Annotated in this window: 23 protein-coding genes; 11 read left to right on the top strand and 12 right to left on the bottom strand. The window is 69.5% G+C overall.

The features are described from left to right. Positions 1–24: 24 nt before the first annotated feature. The 6 genes from trxC (at position 25) to HPF_RS20770 (ending at position 5990) form a co-directional block, all read left to right on the top strand. On the top strand, positions 25–471 hold the full coding sequence (gene trxC / locus HPF_RS20795) for a thioredoxin TrxC (RefSeq protein WP_133157708.1): 447 nt from the start codon (positions 25–27) through the stop codon (positions 469–471). A gap of 79 nt (positions 472–550) precedes the next feature. After that, entirely contained in the window at positions 551–1531 is a 981-nt protein-coding gene (glk, locus tag HPF_RS20790; protein ID WP_079366653.1) for a glucokinase, read from the top strand. Between the two features lie 166 nt (positions 1532–1697). Further along, positions 1698–2948, top strand: a complete 1251-nt coding sequence (locus HPF_RS20785; RefSeq protein WP_127807283.1) for an ABC transporter substrate-binding protein — start codon at positions 1698–1700, stop codon at positions 2946–2948. A gap of 102 nt (positions 2949–3050) precedes the next feature. Further along, positions 3051–4334 (top strand): ABC transporter substrate-binding protein, encoded by a 1284-nt coding sequence (locus HPF_RS20780; RefSeq protein ID WP_133157707.1) that lies wholly within the window; start codon positions 3051–3053, stop codon positions 4332–4334. Further along, on the top strand, positions 4331–5209 hold the full coding sequence (locus HPF_RS20775; RefSeq protein ID WP_066155052.1) for a carbohydrate ABC transporter permease: 879 nt from the start codon (positions 4331–4333) through the stop codon (positions 5207–5209). The genes HPF_RS20780 and HPF_RS20775 overlap by 4 nt, the downstream gene beginning before the upstream one ends. After that, positions 5199–5990: a carbohydrate ABC transporter permease gene (locus HPF_RS20770; protein ID WP_133157706.1), complete on the top strand. Its 792-nt coding sequence runs from the start codon at positions 5199–5201 to the stop codon at positions 5988–5990. Before HPF_RS20775 ends, HPF_RS20770 begins: the two co-directional genes overlap by 11 nt. Here the strand turns inward: HPF_RS20770 and HPF_RS20765 are convergent. From HPF_RS20765 to HPF_RS20735, 7 genes are all read right to left on the bottom strand, one after another. Beyond that, complete coding sequence (locus HPF_RS20765) at positions 5938–7125, bottom strand: sensor histidine kinase (protein ID WP_133157705.1); 1188 nt, start codon at positions 7123–7125, stop codon at positions 5938–5940. The genes HPF_RS20770 and HPF_RS20765 overlap by 53 nt on opposite strands. Further along, entirely contained in the window at positions 7122–7829 is a 708-nt protein-coding gene (locus HPF_RS20760; protein WP_066155040.1) for a response regulator transcription factor, read from the bottom strand. The genes HPF_RS20765 and HPF_RS20760 overlap by 4 nt, the downstream gene beginning before the upstream one ends. A gap of 24 nt (positions 7830–7853) precedes the next feature. Further along, complete coding sequence (locus HPF_RS20755) at positions 7854–8264, bottom strand: hypothetical protein (RefSeq protein WP_066155037.1); 411 nt, start codon at positions 8262–8264, stop codon at positions 7854–7856. Positions 8265–8273: 9 nt separating this feature from the next. Further along, a complete protein-coding gene (locus HPF_RS20750; protein WP_133157704.1) occupies positions 8274–9587 on the bottom strand; it encodes a multifunctional CCA addition/repair protein in 1314 nt (437 codons plus the stop codon). A gap of 43 nt (positions 9588–9630) precedes the next feature. Beyond that, positions 9631–10509, bottom strand: coding sequence for a PhzF family phenazine biosynthesis protein (locus HPF_RS20745; RefSeq protein ID WP_133157703.1), 879 nt, complete (start codon positions 10507–10509; stop codon positions 9631–9633). A 31-nt stretch (positions 10510–10540) separates the two neighbouring features. Further along, entirely contained in the window at positions 10541–11227 is a 687-nt protein-coding gene (locus HPF_RS20740; RefSeq protein WP_133157702.1) for a glutathione S-transferase family protein, read from the bottom strand. Positions 11228–11325: 98 nt separating this feature from the next. After that, positions 11326–11649, bottom strand: a complete 324-nt coding sequence (locus HPF_RS20735; RefSeq protein ID WP_066155024.1) for a metal-sensitive transcriptional regulator — start codon at positions 11647–11649, stop codon at positions 11326–11328. A gap of 231 nt (positions 11650–11880) precedes the next feature. Between HPF_RS20735 and HPF_RS20730 the strand changes: the two genes are divergently transcribed. Both HPF_RS20730 and HPF_RS20725 read left to right on the top strand, forming a co-directional pair. Further along, entirely contained in the window at positions 11881–12459 is a 579-nt protein-coding gene (locus HPF_RS20730) for a DUF302 domain-containing protein (RefSeq protein ID WP_066155021.1), read from the top strand. A gap of 52 nt (positions 12460–12511) precedes the next feature. After that, positions 12512–13741: an OmpP1/FadL family transporter gene (locus HPF_RS20725; protein WP_207959224.1), complete on the top strand. Its 1230-nt coding sequence runs from the start codon at positions 12512–12514 to the stop codon at positions 13739–13741. Positions 13742–13754: 13 nt separating this feature from the next. Here HPF_RS20725 and HPF_RS20720 read toward each other — a convergent pair whose 3' ends face one another. Both HPF_RS20720 and HPF_RS20715 read right to left on the bottom strand, forming a co-directional pair. Continuing rightward, complete coding sequence (locus tag HPF_RS20720) at positions 13755–14702, bottom strand: complex I NDUFA9 subunit family protein (RefSeq protein WP_133157701.1); 948 nt, start codon at positions 14700–14702, stop codon at positions 13755–13757. Beyond that, a complete protein-coding gene (locus HPF_RS20715; protein ID WP_243721632.1) occupies positions 14699–16687 on the bottom strand; it encodes a lytic transglycosylase domain-containing protein in 1989 nt (662 codons plus the stop codon). The genes HPF_RS20720 and HPF_RS20715 overlap by 4 nt, the downstream gene beginning before the upstream one ends. A 9-nt stretch (positions 16688–16696) precedes the next feature. Here HPF_RS20715 and HPF_RS20710 point away from each other — a divergent pair, with 9 nt between their 5' ends. Together HPF_RS20710 and HPF_RS20705 are read left to right on the top strand one after the other, a co-directional pair. Beyond that, positions 16697–17329 carry a 5-formyltetrahydrofolate cyclo-ligase gene (locus HPF_RS20710; RefSeq protein ID WP_133157700.1) on the top strand — a complete coding sequence of 211 codons (633 nt, stop codon included), beginning with the start codon at positions 16697–16699 and terminating at the stop codon, positions 17327–17329. Further along, a complete protein-coding gene (locus tag HPF_RS20705) occupies positions 17311–18495 on the top strand; it encodes an alpha/beta hydrolase (protein WP_243721631.1) in 1185 nt (394 codons plus the stop codon). Before HPF_RS20710 ends, HPF_RS20705 begins: the two co-directional genes overlap by 19 nt. Positions 18496–18516: 21 nt before the next feature. Here the strand turns inward: HPF_RS20705 and HPF_RS20700 are convergent, their stop codons facing one another. Both HPF_RS20700 and HPF_RS20695 read right to left on the bottom strand, forming a co-directional pair. Further along, entirely contained in the window at positions 18517–19434 is a 918-nt protein-coding gene (locus HPF_RS20700; protein ID WP_133157699.1) for a DMT family transporter, read from the bottom strand. 63 nt (positions 19435–19497) lie between these two features. Continuing rightward, positions 19498–20520 (bottom strand): LysR substrate-binding domain-containing protein, encoded by a 1023-nt coding sequence (locus HPF_RS20695; RefSeq protein WP_079366665.1) that lies wholly within the window; start codon positions 20518–20520, stop codon positions 19498–19500. A gap of 121 nt (positions 20521–20641) precedes the next feature. Between HPF_RS20695 and HPF_RS20690 the strand changes: the two genes are divergently transcribed. Continuing rightward, entirely contained in the window at positions 20642–21115 is a 474-nt protein-coding gene (locus HPF_RS20690; protein WP_165961751.1) for a DUF2917 domain-containing protein, read from the top strand. 21 nt (positions 21116–21136) lie between these two features. Here HPF_RS20690 and HPF_RS20685 read toward each other — a convergent pair whose 3' ends face one another. Then, positions 21137–21505 (bottom strand): TfoX/Sxy family protein, encoded by a 369-nt coding sequence (locus HPF_RS20685; RefSeq protein ID WP_133157697.1) that lies wholly within the window; start codon positions 21503–21505, stop codon positions 21137–21139. Positions 21506–21534: the final 29 nt, after the last annotated feature.

The following is a 21534-nucleotide window of genomic DNA, read 5'->3' as shown; positions in this document are numbered from 1 at the left end:
CCCCGAAACCCTTGGAGCCCGCCCATGACCGTTGCCACCGAATCCCTGCACGTCGTCTGCCCGCACTGCCACACCACCAACCGCGTGGCGCCGGCTGATCTGTCGGCCACGCCCGATTGCGGCAAGTGCCACCGCCCACTGTTCAATGGCCACCCGGTCGCGCTGGACGAGGCGGCGTTCGAGAAGCACATCGCGCGCTCGCAACTGCCGGTGCTGGTGGATTTCTGGGCGCCCTGGTGCGGCCCCTGCCGCATGATGGCGCCGCAGTTCGAGGCCGCGGCGAAGCAGCTGGAGCCCCATGTGCGCCTGGCCAAGGTCAACACCGAAGAGGCGCAGGCGCTGGGCGCGCGGCTCAACATCCGCAGCATTCCGACGCTGGCGCTGTACGTGAACGGCCGCGAGGTGGCGCGCCAGCCGGGCGCCATGGGCGCGGCCGACATCGTGCGCTGGACCCGCTCGCACCTGGGCTGAAGCCCCCGCAGGGGGCAGGGCGGCTGTAATTTGGTTACAGCTCCGGCATAATTCCGGGACCTTTTCCGGAACCGACGCCATGCCCCAGACCCCATCCGACACCGCCCGGCTGCTGGCCGACATCGGCGGCACCAACGCCCGTTTCGCCTGGCAGGCCGCGCCCGGCGCGCCCATCACCGACGTGCAGGTGCTGCCCGGCGCGCACTACCCCACGCTGCAGGCCGCCATGCACGCCTACCTCGACGGGCTGGGCCGCGGCGCGCCCGCGGCGGTGGCCATCGCGATTGCCAACCCGATCACCGGCGACATGGTCCGCATGACCAACCACGACTGGGCTTTCTCCCAGTCCGCGGTCAAGGCCGAGTTCGGCCTGCGCACGCTGCGCATGCTCAACGACTTCACCGCCCTGGCCCTGGCCCTGCCGGACCTGCCGGCGGCCGAGCTGCGCCAGGTCGGTGGCGGCGAAGCGGTGCCCGGCGTGGCCATGGGCCTGGTCGGCGCCGGCACCGGGCTGGGCGTCTCCGGCCTGCTGCCCGACGGCCACGGCGGCTGGGTGCCCCTCGAAGGCGAGGGCGGCCACGTCACGCTGCCGGCGACCACCGCGCGCGAGCGCACCGTCATGGACGGCCTGATCCGCCGCTACGGCCACGCCTCGGCCGAGCGCGTGTGCTGCGGCCAGGGGCTGGTCGACACCTGCGCCATCCTCTGCGAGGCCGACGGCGTGACGGTGCAGGGGCTCGATTCCGCCAGCGCGGTCAGCGAGGCCGCGCTCAAGGCCGGCCACCCGCAGGCGCTGGAGACTCTGAACATCTTCTGCGCCATGCTCGGCTCGGTGGCCGGCAACCTGGCGCTGACGCTGGGCGCGCGCGGCGGCGTGTACGTGGGCGGCGGCATCGTGCCTCGCCTGGGCGCCTGGTTCGATACATCGCCGTTCCGCGAGCGCTTCGACAACAAGGGCCGCTTCACCCGCCTGCTGCAAGGCATGCCGGTCTGGGTCATCACCTCGGCCCAGTCGCCCGCGCTGCTGGGTGCCGCCCGCGCGCTGGACCGCCACCGCTGAAACTTTGTCACCAGCGCAAGGGAGGGCAGGGACTTCGGGTTTCTGCGGATGTAATAATTCTTTAATTAAAGATAAATTACAGACATCCGGCGGCATGGTGCCGCTCTGGATGGTTCCGCGCCGTGCACGCCCTCGCGTGCGGCGTCCCTTCTTTACTGGAGACATGATGATGAAACTGTCGAAACTCGCCGCCGCCGCCGCCTTCGTGATGGCCGGCTCCGCCGCCATTGCCGGCGAGGTGGAAGTCCTGCACTGGTGGACCTCGGGCGGCGAGGCCAAGTCGGTCGGCGAACTCAAGAAGATCATGCAGGGCAAGGGCCACACCTGGAAGGACTTCGCCGTGGCCGGCGGCGGTGGCGATGCCGCCATGACCGTCCTGAAGAGCCGCGTCGTGGCCGGCAACCCGCCCGCCGCCGCCCAGATCAAGGGCCCGGGCATCCAGGAATGGGCGAACGAAGGCGTGCTGGCCAACCTGGACGCCGTCGCCAAGGCCGAGAAGTGGGACAGCCTGCTGCCCGGCGTGGTCGCCGACGTCATGAAGTACAAGGGCAACTACGTTGCCGCGCCGGTGAACGTGCACCGCGTCAACTGGATGTGGGCCAACGCCAATGTGCTGAAGAAGGCCGGTGTGGCCAGCGCGCCCAAGACCTGGGACGAGTTCTTCGCCGCTGCCGACAAGGTCAAGAAGGCCGGTCTGATCGCCGTGGCCCACGGCGGCCAGAACTGGCAGGACTTCACCACCTTCGAATCGGTGGTGCTGGGCGTCGGTGGCGCCAAGTTCTACCAGGACGCCCTGGTCAAGCTGGACCAGAAGGCCCTGACCAGCCCGACCATGACCAAGTCGCTGGAAACCTTCCGCAAGATCAAGTCCTACACCGACCCCGCCGCCCCGGGCCGCGACTGGAACCTGGCCACCGCCATGGTGATCCAGGAGAAGGCCGCCTTCCAGTTCATGGGTGACTGGGCCAAGGGCGAGTTCACCGCCGCCGGCAAGGTGCCGGGCAAGGACTACATCTGCGCCGCCGCCCCGGGCACGGGCAACGCCTACACCTTCAACGTCGACTCGTTCGCGATGTTCAAGCTCAAGGACGCCGCGGCCCAGAAGGCCCAGGGCGACCTGGCCGCTGCCATCATGGGCCCCGAGTTCCAGGAAGTCTTCAACCTGAACAAGGGCTCCATCCCGGTCCGCCTGGGCATGAAGATGGACAAGTTCGACGACTGCGCCAAGCTCTCCAGCAAGGACTTCGTCGACACCGCCAAGAGCGGTGGCCTGGTGCCCTCGATCGCCCACGGCATGGCGGTCAGCCCGGCTGCCGAAGGCGCCATCAAGGACGCCGTCAGCCAGTTCTGGAACGACGACAAGATCTCGGTCGCCGACGGCGTGAAGAACATCGCCAAGGCCGCGACCACCAAGTAAGCCCCGTCCGGAGCCTCGCCCGGCCTTCACCCGCCCCGCCACCGGGGTGGGTGGGACGGGTGCTGCCCGCCGGGCGCCCGCCACCCCTTCTTCAGCTTCACCATGCGTCACTACACAGGCTTTCGTCGCGCGTGTGCATCGCTGCTGGCATCGCTGCTGCTGGCCGCCGGCGCCGGTGTCCGGGCGGGTGAGGTCGAGGTGCTGCACTACTGGACCTCGGGTGGCGAGGCCAAGTCGCTCGCCGAGCTCAAGGGAATGATGGCCCAGCGCGGCCACAGCTGGAAAGACTTCGCGGTGGTGGGCGGCGGCGGGCAGAACGCGATGGACGTGCTCAAGGCGCGTGTGCTGGCGGGCAACCCGCCGGCCGCGGCCAACATCAAGGGGCCGGCGATCCAGGAATGGGCGGCGCTGGGCGCGCTGACCAACCTCGACGCCATGGCCTCCTTCGACCGCTGGGACGAGGCGCTGCCGAAGGTGGTGGCCGACCAGATGAAGCACAAGGGCCGCTACGTGGCCGTGCCGGTCAATGTGCACCGGGTGAACTGGCTCTGGGCCAACGCCGAGGTGCTGCGCCAGGCGGGCGTGAACGAGGCGCCGCGCAATTTCGACGAATTCTTCAAGGCCGCCGACAAGGTGCGCGCGGCCGGCCTGATCGCCCTGGCCCACGGTGGCCAGGACTGGCAGGACTTCACCACCTTCGAGTCGGTGGTGCTGGGCGTGGGCGGTGCGAAGTTCTACGACGCGGCCCTGGTGAAGCTGGATGCGCAAGCCCTGGGCAGCGACACCCTGCGCCGCTCGCTGGAGACCTTCCGGCGCCTGCGCGGCTATGTCGATGCCGCCTCGCCAGGGCGCGACTGGAACGCCACCACCGACCTGGTCATCAAGGGCAGGGCCGGCTTCCAGTTCATGGGCGACTGGGCCAAGGGCGAGTTCCTCGCCGCAGGCCAGCAGCCGGGCAAGGACTTCCGCTGCTTCCCCGCGCCGGGCACGGCCGAGGCCTTCACCTACAACGTCGATTCCTTCGCCATGTTCCAGCTCAAGGCCTGGGAGGCGCAGAAGGCGCAGGGTTACCTGGCCTATCTGCTGATGGGCAAGGACTTCCAGGAACGCTTCAACCTGCGCAAGGGCTCGATCCCGGTGCGGCAGAACGTGGCCATGGACAAATTCGACGAATGCGCCAAAGTCTCTGCCCAGGACTTTGGCAAGACCGCCAAGGCCGGCACCCTGGTGCCCTCGGTGGCCCATGGCATGGCACTCGCCCCGGGACAACAGGCGCTGATGCGCAAGCTGGTCTCGGATTTCTGGAACAACCCGCAGATGTCGGTGAATGACACACAGAAACAACTGCTGGCCCTGGCGGCCGGCCCTCAGAAGCCCCTCCCATGAAATCCTTTGAAAACCTGCTGCCCAAGCTGGTGATCGCACCGGGCTTCGTGCTCGGCTTTGCCTTCATCTACGGGCTGATGATCTGGAACGGCGTGCTGTCCATGACCGGCTCGCGCATGCTGCCCAACTACGAGAACTTCGTGGGCCTGGAGCAGTACGCGCAGCTGTGGACCATGGACCGCTGGTACGTCGCGCTCAAGAACCTGGGCATCTTCAGCGTGCTCTACGTCGGCGGCTCGATGCTGGTCGGCATGATCCTGGCGATCTTCCTGGACCAGAAGATCCGCGCCGAAGGCTGGCTGCGCACCATCTACCTCTACCCCATGGCGCTGTCGTTCATCGTGACTGGCACGGCCTGGAAGTGGATCCTCAACCCCAGCGATGGCCTGCAGAAACTCATGCACGACCTGGGCTGGACCTCGTTCAACTTCGACTGGCTGGTGCAGTCCGACTACGCCATCTACTGCGTGGTGATCGCGGGCATCTGGCAGTCGGCCGGCTTTGCCATGGCGCTGTTCCTGGCGGGCCTGCGCGGCATTGACGACAGCATCATCAAGGCCGCGCAGATCGACGGCGCCTCGCTGCCGCTGATCTACTGGCGCATCATCCTGCCCATCCTGCGCCCGGTGGTGTTCTCCACCATCCTGGTGCTCTCGCACCTGTCGATCAAGAGCTTCGACCTGGTGATGGCCCTGACGGCCGGCGGCCCCGGTTACGCGACCGACGTGCCCGCCACCTTCATGTACACCATGAGCTTCACGCGCGGCCAGATCGGCCTGGGCGCGGCCAGCGCCACCATGATGCTGGCCACTGTGGCGGCCATCGTGGTGCCCTACCTCTACAGCGAACTGCGGAGCAAGCCCCATGACCGCTAAATCCCTGACCTTCGGCCGGGTGTTCACCTACGGCCTGCTGCTGGTGGCGGCGCTGTTCTTCCTGGCGCCGCTGTACGTGATGATCGTCACCTCGTTCAAGGACGCCGACCAGCTGCGCGCCGGCAACCTGCTGAGCCTGCCGACCTCGCTCAACCTGGACGCCTGGCACCTGGCCTGGAACACCGCCTGCACGGGTGTCGACTGCCGTGGTCTCAAGCCCTATTTCATGAACTCGGTGTTCATGGCGGTGCCCGCGGTGCTGATCTCCACCGCCTGGGGCGCACTCAACGGCTACGTGCTCTCCATGTGGAAGTTCCGCGGCTCGGAAGTGCTGTTCGGCTTCCTGCTGTTCGGCGTGTTCATGCCCTTCCAGGTGGTGCTGCTGCCCATGAGCCAGGTGCTGGGCTGGCTGGGCCTGTCCAGCTCGATCGGCGGGCTGGTGCTGGTGCACTGCCTGGCCGGCATGGCCGGCACCACGCTGTTCTTCCGCAACTACTACACGGCGGTGCCGCGCGAACTGGTGAACGCCGCGCGCATCGACGGCGCGGGCTTCTGGCGCATCTTCTGGCGCATCGTGCTGCCGATGTCCACGCCCATCATGATGGTGACGCTGATCTGGCAGTTCACCAACATCTGGAACGACTTCCTGTTCGGCGTGGCCTTCAGCGGCGCCGACAGCAAGCCGGTGACCGTGGGCCTGAACAACATGGCCAACACCACCAGCAGCGTCAAGAGTCTTCCACCAGCAGGCGTGTGCGCTCGCCATCGGCCTCGACCTTGAGCGTCACCGCGCTGCCGCGCGGCGTGTAGCGCAGGGCGTTGTCGATCAGGTTGGCCATGGCCTCGCGCAGCTGCAGCGCGTCGCCCTGCACCATGCGGTGCTCCTCGCCTTCGAAGCCCAGGTCGACGCCGGCGGCCACCGCGCGCGGCGTCCATTCGCGCGCCACGTCGCGCGCCAGGGCCGCCAGGTCCAGCGGCTCGCGCCGCGCGGTGGTCTCGGTGCGCGCCAGGGTCAGCAGCTGGTGCACCAGGTGGGCACTGCGCTCGGCGCCGGTGCGCACCTTGGTCAGGCGCGCACCCAGCACCGGGTCGCTGTTCTCGCGCTGCGCCAGCTCGACCTGGCTGATCAGCCCGGCCAGCGGTGTGCGCAGCTGGTGCGCGGCGTCGTTGATGAAGCGCTTCTCCTGGTTCACGTTGCGCGCCACCTCGTCCAGCAGGCCGTTGATGGCTTGCACCAGCGCATGCACCTCGTTGGGCGCCTGCGTCATGCCGATGGGCGAGAGCGCGTTGACCGAGCGGTTCTCCAGCTGGGCCGTCAGCCGCGTCAGCGGCGCCAGGCCGCGCTGGATGCCGCCGTACACCGCCAGGCTCAGCAGCACGCCAGCCGCCAGCAGGGGCGCCAGCATGTCGGCGATCAGCTCGCGCGCGATGCGCTGCTGCACCGCCAGGCTTTTGCCCACCTGCACGCGCAGGGTCTGCGGCGCATTGACCTCGCCGTAGTTCACGTCCAGCGCCACGATGCGCAGCGGCTTGCCGTCGATTTCGGCGGCGTAGAGCAGGGGACCTTCGGTGCCCACCATGCCCTCTTCCGGCTGCGGCAGGGTCTGGTTGCCCAGCAGGAACTGGCCCGGTGGCGAGGACACCATGTAGCTGATGCGGTCCTTGGGGTCCTGTTCCAGCACGTCCTGCGCCGCGCGCGGAAAGTCGATCAGCAGGCCCGAGCCGATGGGCTTGACCTGGCGCGCCAGTGCCCGCACCGACTGGGTCAGCGACTGGTCGATGGCCTTTTCGGCGTAGGACAGTGCGATGCGGTAGGCCAGCAGACCACCGCCGGCCCAGAGCACCAGCTGCGGCAACAGTAGCCACAGCAGCAGCTGGCGCCGCAGCGAGAGCCGGGTGGTGGTCGCGCCCGTCATGGCGCGCCGGTGTTTTCCAGCAGGTACCCGAGGCCGCGGATGTTGCGGATGTTCAGCGTCGAGCCGGCGAGCTTGCGGCGCAGGCGGTGCACGTAGACCTCCAGCGCGTTGGAGGCGACGCCGCCTTCGCCCGGGTCGGACTGCCAGGCGGCCAGCACGTCCTCGCGGCTCACCACCTGGCCACTGTGGCGCACCAGCAGGTCCAGCAGCGACCACTCGCGCTGGGTCAGGTCGATCACCTCGTTGCCCAGCCAGGCGCGCGGCAGCACGGGGTCCAGCCGCAGTGTGCCCGGCGCGGGCGGCGGGGCCGGCACCTGCGGGCTGGGGCCGAAGGCCGGCAGGCTGGCGCGGCGCAGCATGGACTGCAGGCGCGCCAGCAGCTCGTCGCGGTTGAAGGGCTTGGTGAGGTAGTCGTCGGCGCCGGCGTTCAGGCCCTCGACCCGGTCCTCGATGCCGTCGCGCGCCGTCAGGATCAGCACCGGCAGCGCGGGCAGGCGCTGGCGCAGGCGGCGCAGCACGGTCAGGCCGTCGACCCTGGGCAGGCCCAGGTCGAGCACCACGCCTTCGTAGGCCTCGGTGTCCAGGCGGCTGAGCGCCTGTTCGCCATCGACCGCGGTGTCGATGCGGTGGCCGGCCTGCATGAGCTGGGCGCTCAGGCCGTCGCGCAGCAGTTCGTCGTCTTCAACAATCAGCAAATGGGCCATGCATCCGATTATCCGGCGAGCGGCTCAGCCGTCCTGCATGTCCCAGCGGAAGCCGCAGCGTTTGCAGCACACCGGCACCAGCCGCCGCGCATCGTTGCGGGCGTCGTCGGGCACCAGCAGCAGGCCGTAGGCCTTGCACTGACCGCAGTTGGCCTGGTTGGCCATTTCTTCGGCGTGCATCAGCAGGTAGAGGTAGCGGCGCAGCGCCCACAGCGCGATCACCGCACAGGCCAGCACGAAGCCCGTGTTGAGCAGCTTCTCGTTCCAGCTGCCGCCCTGGAAGGCCTCGAAACTGGCGATCAGGGCCACCGAGGCCAGCAGCGCCAGCGCCATGTGGGCGTGGCTGGAGAGCAGCTCCCGTTCATACCACTTGCGGAACCCGTGGCGGCGGATGCCGTCGGCCAGGGTGGGGTTGAACGGGTTGTGCTGGGCCATGGCCGTCTCCTAGGTCGGGCTCTCCGCTTTCAGCGCCAGGGCCACGGCGGCCGCGCGGGCGGCATGCAGGGCCTGGGCGATGCGCGGGCCGGCATCGGCCGCGGGCGGTTCGGAGGCATTCTCGCGCGATCGCCCGAGCTGCTGCATCACCTGGCGCGCAATGACCCCGCTGTCGACTGTCTGCGCCGCGCGCAGCGCGCCGAGCAGCCGTTCGCGCTGGGGATAGGCCTGTTCCCTGAAGCCCAGGCGCCCCCGGGCGTCGCACTCGCAGGCCAGCAGCACCTCGTCGAAGCGCTCCGGGCGGCGGATCGCGTCGCAGCGCTCCAGCAGCCGCAGCAGCGCCGCCGCGCCCAGGCCCTCGCTGCGGTGGATGTTGCCGTGCTCCCGGGCCACCACGTCGGCCAGCTCGCGGCATTCGCGCGGTACGCGCCAGCGCTCGCACACCCCCTTGAGCAGGCGTGCGCTGCGCTCTTCGTGGCCGATGTGCCTCGGCAGCACATCGGCCGGCGTGGTGCCCTTGCCCAGGTCGTGGCACAGGCAGGCGAAGCGCACCGGCAGGCTGGCGCCCAGGCGCGCGCTCATGTCCAGCACCATCATCAGGTGCACACCCGTGTCCACCTCGGGGTGGTATTCCGCGCGCTGCGGCACGCCCCAGAGCCGGTCCACCTCGGGCAGCAGCCGGGCCAGCGCACCGCAGCTGCGCAGCACCTCGAACATGCGGCTGGGCCGCTGCTCCATCAGGCCGCGCGAGAGCTCCTGCCAGACGCGCTCGGGCACCAGGTGGTCGACCTCGCCGTGCCCGACCATGTGCGCCATCAGCGCCTGGGTGTCGGGCGCGACCGTGAAGTCGGGGAAGCGGGCGGCGAAACGCGCCAGCCGCAGGATGCGCACCGGGTCTTCGGCGAAGGCGCTGGTGACATGCCTCAGCACCCGGTTCTCCAGGTCGCTCCGGCCGCCGTAGGGGTCGATCAGCGCGGCGCGGGCCGGGTCGTCGGCCTCGGTCTGGGCCACCGCCATGGCGTTGATCGTCAGGTCGCGCCGCGCCAGGTCCTCTTCCAGCGTCACGCCGGGGTCGGTGTGGAAGGCGAAGCCGTGGTAGCCCGGCGCAGTCTTGCGCTCGGTGCGGGCCAGCGCGTACTCCTCGCGCGTCTGCGGGTGCAGGAAGACCGGGAAGTCCTTGCCCACCGGCAGGAAGCCGCTGTCGGCCATGGCCTCGGGTGTGGCCCCGACGACCACCCAGTCGCGGTCCACGTGGGCGGCGGCGGTGGTGTCACGGGCGAGCAGGGCGTCGCGCACCGCGCCGCCCACCAGGTAGATGTCCATCGGGCGAGTGTAGGCCGGGGCCTGCACCCTGCCACGTGTGCGGTCAGGCCTCCAGCACCATCGACCGGCTGATGTGGCCGGTGCCACCGGCCATCAGGCGGGTGATGCGCCCGTCTTCCAGTTCCAGGACCACCCGGATCAGGCTTGGCGACGGGGGCTGCATCAGCCAGCCCTGCTCAATGAGCAGCTCCCGGTCCTGCACACCCAGCACGTCGTGCAGCAGGCAGGCCAGCGGACCCGCCGCCATGCCCGTGCCCGGCTCCTCGGGAATGCCGAACCGGGGCGCAAACATGCGGGCGCCGGCATGGCGGCCGGGGCGCTGCGTCTTCGTGGTGAACGCGTAGACCCCGATCAGGTCCAGCTCCTCGCTGATCGCGTGCACCAGGTCCTGTCGGGGGCGGAGCTCGGCCAGGGCCTGAGCGTCCGGCAGGGCGATCAGCAGAAAGGCGTTGCCCGTGCTGACCACATGCGGGTCCACCTCGGCGGCCAGACGTCCTGGCGGAAGGCCCATGGACGACGCAATCCGGGCGCCCAGGTCCGATGCGGGGTCGATGCGTCTGTAGGCTGGTGCGGTCTGCTCCATGAAGGCCATGTCGCCGTCCAGCAGGATGTCGCGGGGGCCGTCCACCGTCTCCTTCGAGAAGCGGCCGTTCCCGAGCACACCCTGTTGCCTCAGGAGGGAGAAGGTGGCGATGGTCGCGTGCCCGCAGTGGGCGATCTGGCGCGCCGGCGTGAAGAACTCCAGCCGGAGGGTGGCCTTCTGCGACGCCGAGACGAACGCGGTCTCGGACAGGCCCACCTGCCGGGCAATCGACAGCTTCTGGGCCGGGGTCAGCGCGTCGGCATCCAGCACCACGCCGGCGGGGTTGCCGCCGCCGGGGGCGTCGGGGAAGGCGTGGACGATGTGAACGGCGACCTGCATGGGGTCCGTCCTGTGGTCGCGGCGGCCGGCATCAGGGCCGGCTGCGGTAGGGCTCGTCGAAGTCGATGAAGTCGTGTTCGGCCAGGGCCTGCTGGACCCAGGCCTGCACCGCCGGCAGCTGGTGCACGCGGTCCACATACGCCGCCACCGTCGGGCTGACGGGCAGGGCGTAGGTGCGAATGCGCGAGCACACCGGGGCGAAGTAGGCGTCGGCGATGCCGAAGTCGCCGAACAGCATGGGCCCGCCGTGTTCGGCCAGCAGGCCGGTCCACATGGCTTCGAGCCGCGCCATGTCGGCGCGCACGCCGGCCTGGTCGCGCCAGAGGATGCGCCCCACCTCGGGCAGCGAGGCCTCGATGTTCATCGAGCAGTGGCTGCGCAGGGCGTTGAAGCCGCTGTGCATCTCGGCGCAGACGCTGCGGGCCCGGGCGCGCGCCCTGGCGTCGGCTGGCCAGAGCTGCTTGTCGGGGAAACGCTCGGCCAGGTACTCGGCGATGGCCAGCGTGTCCCAGACCGCGAAACCATCGTCCACCAGCACCGGCACCTTGCCCACCGGGTTGATGGCCGCGACCACCGACTTGAACGCCGATTGCGCATCGAACGAGTCGAAGCGCACCATCTTTTCCTCAAAGGGAATGCCGGCTCCGGTCAGCAGCACCCAGGGGCGCATGGACCAGGACGAGTAGTTCTTGTTGCCGATGTAGAGCTGCGATGCCATGGGTTCCTCCGGTTGAGAGCCCGCATGGTAGGGCTCTGGCCGCGGGCCATTGATGACAAAGAGGCGGCCGATTGATTCGCCGCCTGCAGGTGTGCGGTTCAGGCGTATTTTTCGAGGATGCGGGTTGAGCGCTCGACCTCGCGGATCGTCTGCTCTTCCGAGTCCGACACCGCGACGGCCTCCATCACCGAGCAGGCCATCATGCGGTAGAAGGCCTTGTCCATGGCCTTGCGTGCGGCCGACATCTGCTGGGCCACGTCTTCGCAGGAGCGGCCGCTTTCGACCATGTCGATCAGCCCGCGCACCTGGCCTTCAATGCGCTTGAGACGGTTGACCACATCGCGCTGGTGTTCCGAACGGAAGGCGGCGGCTGCAGCGTCGGTGGACGGCATCGGCTTGGTTTTGACGGGGGTGCTGGCCATGGTGTGTCTCGGTTGGATGGGACCGGGGAAGTGTGCCAAAAAACCCCGGGCACGGGTGCTGACCGGCGCGATGCCATGAGGAGGGCGTCATGATTACCCTACCCCCTAGGGTAATCGCCGATGGCGATATTCGAATGCACGGATACGGTGTGGTTCGTCGGTGGCTTTGACAAATGTCAGGTCGGCGCCCCGTCCACACCTCTCATCCATTCGCCCTTCGAGGACATTTCCATGCGCATCTGGACACGAATCTCTGTTGCATCGGCCTTGCTGGCCACCGCGCTTCTGACCACCGGCTGCGGCACGGTCTCGACCATCGGCAAGCTCGAGGACGGCGCCGGTGGCGAGGCCTCTCGCATGTGGGACCGCTGGGTCGAGGGCAACGGGGACATTGCCGTCGCCACCACCTGGGAGCGCAAAGTCAAACCGGGGGTGACGGCCAAGGACGTCGAAGAAATCCTCAAGCTGGTGGCGGTGGAGCGCAACATGCGCGACGTCGGCGTGCTGCCGCTGTCCAAGGAACTCGAAGCCCGCTCGGGCAAGAAAGAGAAGCTGCTGACCGTGTACTCCTACTGCAGCCCGGCCACCGCCCGCAAGATGGTGGACTTCAGCCCGCACATGGCGGCCTACCTGCCCTGCCGCATCAGCGTGGTGGAGCACGACGACGGCAGCCTGTGGCTGTACACGCTCAACATGGACATGATGGTCAAGATGGGCCGCAAGCTGCCCTCGCCGCTCAAGGAAGAAGCCTGGGCGGTGCGCGAGACCATCTGGCAGATGATGGAACGCGCCTCCAAGGGCGAGTTCTGAGCGCCTGCCCCGCCGCGTTCCCATCCCCCCACGACCACAACGGAGACAACCCATGAACGTTCGCATGCACGTCTTGCGAGGCGCCACCCTGCTCGCGCTGGGCACCGCCCTGCCACCCGCCCAGGCCACCAACGGCTACTTCCCCCATGGTTTCGGCCTCAAGGCCAAGGGCATGGGCGGCACCGCCGTGGCCCAGTCGCACGACGCCTTCGGCGGCGTGAACAACCCGGCCTCGGTGTCCTATGCGGGCAACCGCTGGGACCTCGGGGCCGAGGTGTTCATGCCCAGGCGCAGCGCCACCGTGAGCACCCCGATGGGGGCGATGGAGGTCAAGAGTGGCAAGGACAGCTTCCTGATCCCGGAACTGGGGTTCACCACCCGGCTCTCGGGCAAGTTGTCGGCGGGTCTGACGGTCTATGGCAACGGCGGCATGAACACCGAATACCCGGCGGTGTTCCCGGGCAACAGCAACTTCATGTGCAGCAGCCCGACCACCTGCGGCACCGGCAAGCTGGGCGTGGACCTGATGCAGCTGATCGTGGCGCCCACGGTGTCGTACGAAGTGGCCCCCGGTCACGCACTGGGTGTGTCGCCGCTGCTGGTGTACCAGCGCTTCAAGGCCCAGGGCCTGCAGGCCTTCGGCATCAACAACCCCGGCACCGACGACAGCACCGGCGTCGGCCTGCGCCTGGGCTACATGGGCAAACTCGGCGACGCGGTCACCATCGGCGCGTCCTACTCACCCAAGATCGCCATGGGCCGGTTCAAGAAGTACGAGCGCCTGTTCGCCGAGCGCGGCGACTTCGACATTCCCGAGAACTACGCGCTGGGTGTGGCGTTCCAGGTCAGTCCCGCGGTGCAGGTGGCGCTGGACTACTCGCGCATCAACTACAGCGGCGTGAAGGCCATCGGCAACGCCAGTCTGGCGAACTTCGGCAACGGCTTCGGCGCCAGCAATGGCCCGGGCTTCGGCTGGAGGGATGTGGAGGTGGTGAAGCTGGGTGTGCAGTGGCAGCTGAACCCGCAGTGGACGCTGCGCGCCGGCTACAACCAGGGCACCAACCCCGTGACTTCGCCCGATGTGTTCCTCAACACGCTGGCGCCGGGCGTCATCAAGTCGCACATCACTCTGGGGGCGACCTACAGCCTGTCGGACAAGGACGAGCTGACCTTCGCCGCCTGGCACGGCAGCAAGAACACCGTGAGCGGTTCAGCGCCGGCCCCGACCTCCATCGGCATGAGCCAGAACGGCTTCGGCCTGCAGTACAGCCGACGGTACTGAGGCGCCGCGACGGCTACCGGGGCTTCCGGTAGCTGGTCAGGTGGCCGCGACCAGCCTGCGGGCCGAGGTACAGCGGCGCCACCGTGTGCACCGACCGCGGCACGATGCCCAGCGAGGACAGGCCGGGCCACTGGCTGGTGGCGACGTTGTCGACCGCCATCGAATCGAGGTTGTCGCGGCTCATCAGCGGCTCGCCCGGCAGACACTCCATCGCCAGGGCCTGCAGGCGCCCGATGGCGGTGGGCAGCGGCAGCACCGGGCGCTCGCGGCTGCCCAGCCGCCCCGCCAGCCGCACCAGTTCGCCGAGCGTGAGCACGTCGGGTCCGGCGCATTCGAAGGTCTGGCCGATGCTGCTGCGGGGCAGGCCGGTGTCGCGCAGGCAGGCGAGCACCGCGTCGGCCACGTCCTCCACCCAGACCGGCTGGAAGCGCGTGCCGGCGCCGGCCAGCGGCATCACCGGGAATACCGACTGCAGCCGCGCGAACAGGTTCAGAAAACGGTCGCCATCACCAAAGATCACGCTGGGCCGCAGGATGCTCAGCGCCAGTCCGGCGGACCGCAGCACCTCTTCGCCGCGGGCCTTGCTGCGCTGGTACATCGAGGGCCCGTCCAGCTGGGCGCCCAGCGCGCTCACATGCACCAGCCGGCGCACACCGCTGGCCTGGCAGGCGCGGGCCAGGGTGGCGGGCAGCTGCACATGCGCCCGCTCGAAGGCGGCCTGGTCGCCGTGCAGGATGGCCACGAGGTTGACCACCGCATCGTGGCCCGCCAGCAGCCGGGTCAGCGTGGCCTCGTCATGCACCGACGCCTCGACCACTGTCAGCCGCGGCAGGTGCTGCACGGCCGATGCGTTGGCCGCGCGGCGGGTCGGCACGGTGGTCTGCCAGCCCGCGCGCTGCAGCTTCTCGCACAGGTGGCGCCCGACGAACCCGGTGCCGCCCAGAACCAGCACCCGCTTCATGGCAGCTCCCGGTTGTAGCCGTCCGGGCGGGCGGGGGGGCCGACGACCCCGAGCCGGGCGCGCAGCGACTGCGGCTGCCCGGTGATCAGGCTCGCGTAGTGCGTGGTGTTGGCCAGCACCTTCTTCACGTAGTCGCGGGTTTCTTCAAACGGGATGTTCTCGGCCCAGACCTCTCCGGCCAGCACCGGACCCTGGCGCCAGGCGCGGGCGCGGGCCGGCCCTGCGTTGTAGGCGGCTGCGGCCAGCGGCATCGAGCCGTCCAGGTCGTCCAGCGCCAGCTTGAGGTAGGCGGTGCCGATCAGGATGTTGGTGTCGCGGTCGGTGATCTGGTGCGACTGGAAGTCGGTCAGGCCGATCTTGCGGGCGGTCCAGCGGGCCGTGGCCGGCATCACCTGCATCAGGCCCGAGGCGCCCACGCCCGAGCGTGCGTCCGTGACGAATCGGCTCTCCTGGCGGATCAGGCCGTAGACATAGGCCGGGTCCAGCCCGATCTCGGCCGTGCGCCGCAGCACCTGCGTGCGGAACGGCATCGGGAAGCGCTGGGCCTGGTCCTGCAGGCTGCGGGTGCGCTCGCTGGTGTTGATGCAGCGGTCCCAGAGCTCGTGCTGGCAGGCCAGTGCGGCGGCGGCCAGCAGTTCGCGGTCACCCATGCCGCCGCGCGTGTGCAGGTTGGTGGTGTAGTTCCACTCGCGCACGCCTTCGCTGCGCAGGCCCAGCCGGATGGCGGCCAGCGCACGCTGCAGCCCCGGGTGGGTCTGGATGGACGCCATCTCCTGCGGGGTGGGCGGTGCAGGCGGTGGCGGCGTGGTCACGCTGTGGCCCAGTTCTTCCAGTGCGAGCAGCTCGTAGAAGCCCTGGTGCGAGGCGATCGAGCGGTAGAGGCCGCTGGCGACGATCTGGGCCGTCAGCGCATCGGGCTCGCGCAGGGCCTGCATCGCGCGGGCGCGCCAGTAGACCCAGACCGGCTCCTGGCGCTGCGCCTCGTCCATGGCGGCGATGGCGTCCCGCACATGGCCCCAGGAGCCCGCGCGCAGCCCGGCGCGGGCTTTCCAGGCCAGGTGGTCGGGCGCCATGTGGCGGTCGTTCCCGTTGGCAAACGCCGCCAGCGCATCGCCCTGCAGCGACTGGGCCATGCGCTTGCCGATCACGCCCCAGACCCAGCTGCGCTCCTCGGTGGTGAGCTGCGCCTTCCAGCGGGTGAGGTCCATCTCGCGCGCGGCGGCAGCCACGTCCTGGCTGGCCAGCCGGATGAGGGCCAGCGTCACCAGTTCCTTGGTGCGCGGCCGGATGGCCGTGAACTTTTCGTCGAGGTAACGCGCGGGGTCATTGGCGATGGCATGCACCATCGGCACCCAGTCGGGGTTGAGCAGGTTCACCGCCTGCACCGCGGCCGCTGTGCGGCCGGCTTCCATGGCCAGGCGTGCCCGCTGCCAGGCGGCCTCGGGCCGCAGGTGGCCGCTGTCCAGGAAGGCCTTGGCCGCGGTGGCGCAGGCGTCGTCGGCCTCGCGCTGCGCATGCCAGAGGCGGGCAACCTCCTGCGCGGCCTCTTCCGACGGCTTGCGGCGGGCCGCGGCGTCCAGCATCAGCGCGTAGCACTGCACCTGGCGGTCGTCGTTCATGCGGTAACGCGGCAGCTCGGCCTCGAAGGTGGCCCAGTCGCGTTGTTTGCCCAGTTGAAGCAGCCAGTCGTTGCGCAGCCGGTCTTCCCAGTAGCTGCCGGCCATGCGGTCCATGGCGGCGCGGATCTCCGCGGCCGGTGCCGATTCCAGGCGGGCCCTGGCCTCCCAGTACACCGCCACCGGTTCGAGCACGTGGCCTTGCACCCGCCACAGCAGGGCGGTCAGGGTGGGGGTGGCATTGCGCCGGAAGGCGTCGCGCATCTCCAGCAGGGCAGCGTCCGCGCTGGTCTGGGCCAGGACCGGTCCCTGCATCAGCAGCGCGGCCATAATGGGCAACAGCCCCTGTTTCACGCGCATCAATCTCATGCGTCGATTATGGACAACAAGCCCTCCAGCTCCGCGAAAGACCCGGCCTCGCAAGCCCCCAAAACCGCCTGGCGCAAGCAGCTGATCGACAAGCGGCAGAATCTCGCGGATCGCGCCTGGCGCAACGATCTGCTGCAGCGCGTGATGCGGGTCTGGCTGATCCACCGGCCCGACACCGTGATCGGCGCCTACTGGCCGATCAAGGGTGAATTCGACCCGCTGCCGGCGCTGTTCCGCTGGCAGGAGGCCGGCCTGGAGGAGGACGCGCAGAGCGCCGCGCGCCACCGCCGCATCGGCCTGCCGGTGGTCAACAAAGTCGACAAGACGCTCACCTTCTACAGCTGGTATCCCGGCTGCCCGATGGAAGAGGACGCCTTCGGCATTCCCAAGCCCAAGGACACCGAGATCATCGAGCCGACGCTGATCTTTGTGCCCTGCGTGGGGTTCGGGCCGGGTGGCTACCGGCTGGGCTACGGCGGCGGCTTCTACGACCGCACCCTGGCCTCGCTGCGGCCCAAGCCCTTCACCGTCGGCCTGGGCTACGACTTCGCCTATCTGCCGGACCTGGAGCCCGAGACCCACGACGTGCCGCTGGACGCGATCCTGGCGGACACTGGCGTGATGTGGCCGCTCAAGGGCTGAGGGCCGTGGGCGACCTGCAGCACCAGTGGGTGCACATCGCCTACCGCGAGACCAGCGCCTTCACCGAGACCTACGGTTTTTCGGGCAGCCAGGGGGCGGTCAACCTTGAAGGGCTGCTGATCAGCGGACCCGGCGCTTCGCGCGAGGTGGTGTTCCTGATGATGCACCCCAGCTCGACGCTGCAGCTGCTGCCGCTGCCGCCCGCGCTGGCCGCGGCCGGCCACCCGGTGCTGTGCATGGGCAGCCGCTACGCGAAGAACGACACCGCGCTGATCATGGAGAAGGTGCTGCTGGACATGGGCGCCTGCGTGCGCCATGCGAAAGAGGTGCTGGGCTTCCGTCGCGTGGTGCTGATGGGCTGGTCGGGCGGCGGCTCTCTGGCGCTGTTCTACCAGTCGCAGGCCGAGCAGCCGACGATCACGCACACGCCCGCGGGCGACCCGGTCGACCTGGTGGGCGCCGGGTTGATTCCGGCCGACGCGGTGGTGCTGGAGGCGGCGCACCGCTCGCGCGCGCAGTGCCTGCGCGACTGGATCGACCCGTCCGTGCTGGATGAGTCCGACCCGGACCGGCGCGACCCGGCGCTGGACCTCTATTCGCCCGACCTGCCGGTGAAGCCGCCATACCCGGCCGACTGGCTGGTGGCCTACCGCGCGGCCCAGCTGGCGCGCATCCGGCGCATCACCCAGCGCGTGAAAGAGACGCTGGCGGAATTGAAGCGCCGCGGCGGCGCCGAGCTGGAACGCGGCTTCGTCACCCACCGCACGCTGGCCGACCCGCGCTTTCTCGATGGCAGCATCGACCCCAACGGGCGTCCGGTCGGGCGTTGTTACCTCGGGGTGCCCGAGACGGTGAACACCGGACCGGTGGGCATGGCGCGCTTCTCGACGCTGCGCGCCTGGCTGTCGCAGTGGTCCGTCGACGACTCGCGCGCCGATGGCGAAGCCTGTGCGCGGCGGGTCACGGTGCCGCTGCTGGCGATCGAACACGGCGCCGACGACGCCGTGCCGCAGCCCGACATCGGGCTCATGTTCGCGGCCGCCGGCGGCGCCGACAAGCAGATGCACGTGATCGCCGGTGCCAACCACTACTTCCAGGGCCAGCCGGAGCAGATGCAGCAGGGCGTGGCGCTGGTCAGCGGCTGGACCCGCGAACGTTTCGGCTGAGTTCCCGCGGAAGCTCCCGGCTCAGGGGTGCTCGGCGTTGGCGTGCACCTCGCTGATGCGCTTCTCGCGCCGCACGAGGTAGAGCCCGCTGCCGATGATGATGGCGGCACCGAACCAGGTGTGGGCCTCGGGCAGGGTCTGCCAGATCAGCCAGTCCAGCGCCACGCCCCAGGCCAGGGCGGTGTATTCGAAGGGCGCCACCGCGCTGGCCTGGCCATGGCGGAACGCTTCGTTGATGGTCAGCTGGCCCAGAAAGCCGGTGATGGCCAGCGCCAGCAACAGCCCCGCATGCTCCATGGACAGAGGTACCCAGCCCGGTGCGGCCAGCAGGCCGCCGCCCAGGCTCATGAATGCCATCCCGCTCAGGATCATGGACTCGCTGCTGTCGGTGCGGCTGAGCAGACGGCCCGCGACGGCCGCCACCGCGTAGCACAGCGCCGCCCCCAGGATGGCGGCGCCACCGATGGTGATGAACCCGGCTTGCAGGTCCTCTCCACTGGGCTGCAGCGCCACCAGCACGCCGCCGAAGCCCGCCGCAATGGCCCACCAGTGGGCCTTGGGCACACGCTCCTTGAGCACCAGAACCGACAAGGCCGTGATCAGCATCGGAGCGATGAAGAACAGCGTGTAGGTGGCCGACAGCGGCAGTTCTCTCACGCCCAGAGTGAACAGGGACAGCATGACGATGCCCAGGCCGCCACGCAGCAGGTGCAGCGACCAGCGCAGCCGGCGCAAACGGTGCCAGCCCCCGCGCCACTGGATCCAGGCCAGCACCAACGGCAAGGACGTGGCGCCGCGCAGGCAGGCCATCTGCAGCGGCGGGTAGTGGGCCGACAGGGTCTTGAGCACCGCGTCCATGAGCGAAAAGAACATCACCGCCAGCATCATGTTGACGATGCTGCGGAGATTGCCTTGGGCGTGCTGGGTGGCGGAGGTCATGAACGAAGAGGCAAAGCGGCGCAGTGTGCACCAGCCGCGGACGGCCGCGGGCGCCACTGGGGGTCAGTCGATGTGGTCCACCGTGTCGGGGTCGGGGATGTCGCCAATCGCGGCCCTGGTCCGCTCGGCCTCGCGCAGCAGCCAGTCGCAGAAGGCCTTGACCTCCGGCCGCGTCTTGCTGCGCGGTGCCAGCACCAGCCAGTAGACCAGGGGCGAATCCAGCCGCATGGCCGGCAGCGGCTCGACGAGGTCGCCGCTGGCCAGGCTCTCGGCCACCAGGGGCATGCGCGCCAGGGCCACGCCCTGGCCGGTGAGGGCGGCCTGCACGATCTGGCTGGCGTAGTTGAAGTACAGCCAGCGCTGTGGGCTCAGGCGCGCCTTGCTGCGCGCACGCGCGTTGCCGGTGGGCGTCGGGGCGTAGTGGTCCAGCCAGCGCTGCCAGGTGAGGTATTCGAGGTGGCGCGTGCGGTGAGCGTCGCCGGCCTCGATCAGCGTGACCTTGGCCAGGTCGTCCAGCGTGGCGATGCGGTGTTCGCGCAGCAGCCAGGGACTGGCCACCGGCGTGAGCTGTTCGCCGAACAGCCGGATCGCGCCGGCGGCGATGGTGTCGGGCACGGCGTAGCGCAGCGCCAGGTCGACGTCGGCGGTGGCCAGGTCGACCGCGGCGTCGGTGGCGTCGATGCGGATGTCGATGTCCGGGTGCTCGCGCTGGAAGGCTTCCAGGCGCGGGATCAGCCACATCGAGGCGAACGAGGCCCAGGTGGTGATGGCCACGCTGCGGCGCCCGGCGCTCTGCCGGATCTGCCTCACCGCCGCATCAATCCGCTCCAGCGCCGAACCCGCCGCGCGCAGCAGGATGGTGCCGGCGCCGGTGAGTTCGACCGAGCGTGTGTGGCGCAGGAACAGGGCCGAGCCGACCTCGTCCTCCAGCGACTGGATCTGCCGGCTGACCGCGCTCTGCGTGAGGGAAAGCTCCTCGGCCGCGGCGCGGAAGTTGAGGTGGCGGGCCACCGCCTCAAAGGCGCGCAGGTGGCCGGCCGAGATCGGCCGGGTGCGCGGATGGCTGGGTGTGAGGGCCTGAGACATGGGCGGACAGGGTGGACTGGATTGATGCGATGAGGGAATCAATAGCTTAGCCCCATTTCATTGGACGTGCGGCGCTGCAGCACAGAAGATGACGCCCATGCTGTCGTCACTGGAGTCCGTCATGTCCTCATCTGCTGCTTCCACTGTGTCCTCGTTCCGTCCGGCCGGCGGCTGGCGCCTGCACCCCGGCCACGCCATGAGCCTGCGCCCGCAGGAAACCTCGGTGCTGCGCATCCACCGCGGCCCGGTGTGGGTGACCCTGGGCGAGCCGGGCGCCCCGTCGCCACAGGACTCGGGCGACCGCTTCCTGATGGCCGGCGAGTCGATGGTGGTGCCCGCCGGCGCCCGGCTGGTGATGGAGCCGCTGTCGCGGCGCGAGTCGGACGGGCCGGTCTGTTTCGACTGGTCGGACGCCGCACAGGCAAAGGACAGCCGCTTCGGCCGCGAGGTGCGGGCGCCGCTGCGCGAGGCGGTCACGGCCTTCGGCCAGGCGGCCTGGGCGCTGGTTCGGGTGGCCCGGGGGCTGCTGGGCTACAGCGAGTTCCTGGTGGCCGGCCGCGGGCGGGTGCTGTCGCCGCTGGAGTGCATGCGCTGACAGACCCCGTTCGGCAAGCGCTCAGGGGCGCTTCGCCCGGCGGGGCGCCGGCTGGCGAGCCGCCACCGCCGCCTGCAGCGCCAGCCGTGCCCAGGGCGCCATCAGCGCCGGCGACTCGAGGGCTTCCTCGGGCGGCGTGTGGTAGTGCAGGCTCATGGTCTTGCCCCGGGCCTCGTACTCGAACGCCCGGGCGCCCTCGGCCAGAAACCGCGGCGCGGTCTCGGCGTTGGTCTTGAGGAACAGGGTGTCCCAGGCAATGATGGCCACGTTCATGCCGTCCACCGCCAGGCCGTAACCCCCGAACATGCGCGTCGCCTTCACTGGGCCGAGGCAGGACAGCAGCTCGCAGGCGTGGAGGGCAAACGGGTCGGTGATGGGTTTGGTCGCCATGCGCGCATCGTAGACAAGCTCGCGGGGGT

This window comes from Hydrogenophaga pseudoflava, assembly GCF_004353865.1.
In the GTDB taxonomy this organism is placed as follows: Bacteria; Pseudomonadota; Gammaproteobacteria; order Burkholderiales; family Burkholderiaceae_C; genus Hydrogenophaga; species Hydrogenophaga pseudoflava.
The sequence above is the reverse complement of the archived record's forward strand: the minus strand, read 5'-3'. Positions and strand labels throughout refer to the sequence as shown.